This is a genomic window from Psychrobacillus sp. (genome assembly GCF_056205495.1).
Genome location: NZ_JBAEAP010000598.1, coordinates 1 through 2290 on the forward strand (window position 1 = coordinate 1; position 2290 = coordinate 2290).

General features: G+C 36.2%; 3 protein-coding genes. 1 reads left to right on the top strand and 2 read right to left on the bottom strand.

Annotation, left to right across the window (positions count from 1 at the left end; translation table 11 throughout):
- The coding region (locus tag AC06OU_RS16955) for an alcohol dehydrogenase catalytic domain-containing protein (RefSeq protein WP_475857346.1) at positions 1-740 on the bottom strand (740 nt) is incomplete at its 3' end.
- Between the two features lie 211 nt (positions 741-951).
- On the opposite strand from AC06OU_RS16955, the gene AC06OU_RS16960 reads away from it, so the two are divergent.
- Positions 952-1653, top strand: a complete 702-nt coding sequence (locus tag AC06OU_RS16960; RefSeq protein ID WP_475857348.1) for a hypothetical protein — start codon at positions 952-954, stop codon at positions 1651-1653.
- Positions 1654-1698: 45 nt separating this feature from the next.
- Here AC06OU_RS16960 and AC06OU_RS16965 read toward each other — a convergent pair whose 3' ends face one another.
- Complete coding sequence (locus AC06OU_RS16965) at positions 1699-2289, bottom strand: DNA-3-methyladenine glycosylase I (RefSeq protein WP_475857350.1); 591 nt, start codon at positions 2287-2289, stop codon at positions 1699-1701.
- Position 2290: the final 1 nt, after the last annotated feature.

Genomic DNA, 2290 nt, shown 5'->3' on the forward strand with positions numbered 1-2290 from the left:
CCATTTGTGATTTCACGAATATATTTACCCATGTCATCATACTCTTCAAAGTTATATGCTTCAACTTTATTCATTTTTACTGCATGATTCAAACGATATGGTAAATGATCGACAGCAATAACACGCTTAGCACCTTTCATCCATGCAAACTTCTGTACCATTAATCCGATAGGTCCAGATCCTAGCACTGCAACTGTATCGCCTTCTTTCATCCCTGAATGCTCTACGCTCCAGTAAGCTGTAGGAAGAACGTCTGAGAGGAATAATAATGATTCGTCTTCAAGCTCGCAAGACTCAGGTATTTTAAATGGTAGATAATTCCCGTATGGTACACGTAAGTACTCAGCCTGCCCACCAGGGAAATCACCATATCTTTCTGTAAATCCAAAGTAAGCTCCTGTGTCTAATAATGGATTGTCATTGGAATTGTCACACTGACTTTCCATTTCATTTTGACAATAGAAGCATTCTCCACAGGAGATGTTGAAGGGTATTACAACACGGTCACCTTTTTTTACTTTTGTAACAGATGGACCGACTTCTTCCACTATTCCCATTGGCTCGTGCCCAATCACAAAATCTTTACGGGCAGGCATTGCACCTCTGTAAATATGTAGGTCGGACCCACAAATAGCTGTTGTAGTAATTCGAACAACGATATCATCACTTTTTTCAATTTTTGCATCTGGAACTTCTTTTACTTGAACATCTTTTGCACCTTGGTATGTTACAGCCTTCAATTGATCTCCTCCTAATAACTTTTTTCTTTCTAATTAGTTATTACCCTTAGAAGTATAAAAAAAACTTTAAACAATTAAAAATAAAATACGAACATTAAAAAATATCATTTTTAAAGAGTCATCAAAGTATAGTTGAATTAAGATGACATATTTGTCTATATATTTATTTGGTTGTTGTTTTCGAACAAAATTTTAGAATTGGAGGGTATCAATGAATAAAAAAATTATGTTTTTATTAGGAATAATGCTTATTAGTTTACTAGCAGCGTGTGGGAAAGAAGAGACTAGTTCAAAAGAAGAAGCTCATGAAGCTGAAGAGGGGCATGAAGATCATGATCATGCTTATGACGACCATGATGGACATGACCACGAAGATGAAGACGATACTGCCGCTTTAGACTATACCAAACTGGATCAAGCTATTGGACAGGTTTTAGAGGAAACCTCTAGCTTTTCTATTCAACATGAAGTGGGTAAAGGTGTATCAGGTGAGCTATTTAACTATTTTAACGCAGACAAAATGGCGTTCCGTTTAAAAGTGGAAAGTTTGTTAGGTAACCAAGAGTACAATAGCAGAGAGCTAGACGAATATGCCCAGTACTATGTAAAAGAAAATTTACTAGCCATAGAAATAGCAAAGAAAAAATATAATGTCGAGGTTACACAAACAGAGGTAACTAATTTTATTGAGGAGAATGTAAAAGAAGTAGTACCTGAGGAAAAGAAGCTATACGCTCAAAGTATAGGAGTGACTTTAGAAGAATTAGATAACATTTTTGATAGAGATATCTATATTATGGATGTCCTATGGTCCAAGCTGACACCTATACTGATGGAAGAGTATCAACAAGGTGTGGGAGAAAGCGAGGCAGAATATATGGAAAGACTCACAAATGAATTCTTTGAAGCGTAAAAAACTGGATTAAGAAAATAGGCTCGTGAAAAAATATTTCGCGAGCTAGTTATTATATAAAACTTTTGATTTTACTACAGAGGGGTGACAGTGGCAGTCTATTGTGTGGTCATTAATCATACCCACTGCCTGCATATACGAATAACAAACTTTGCTGCCTACAAAGACAAAGCCATCTTTTTTCAAACGTTTACTCATTGAATCGCTTAGCTCAGTAAAGGCAGGTACTTCATTTATTGAGCCCCAATGGTTGATGATGGGTTTATCATTTACAAAGCTCCAAATGTAATTAGAAAAAGAGCCATGCTCTTGTTGGATTTTGAGAAAAGCATGTGCATTGGTTAACACACTGAGGATTTTTAAACGGTTTCTGACAATACCACTGTCTTCTCGAAGAGATTGAATTTTATCCTCGTTGTATTGAATAATTTTCTCAGCCTCAAAATTATCAAATGCTTGTCGATAATTATTTCGTTTTTGCAAAATCGTCCACCAGCTTAAGCCTGCTTGAGCTCCTTCTAGGCATAGCATTTCGAACAACAGTCTATCCTCATACACAGGAACGCCCCATTCCTTATCATGATAGTCTAAGTATAACTGATCTTTTCCAACAACCCATCCACATCTAGTAACCAAT

Coding starts and splice junctions, on each gene's coding strand:
- AC06OU_RS16960 (WP_475857348.1), top strand. CDS start 952: ATGAATAAAAAAATTATGTTTTTATTAGGAATAATGCTTATTAGTTTA.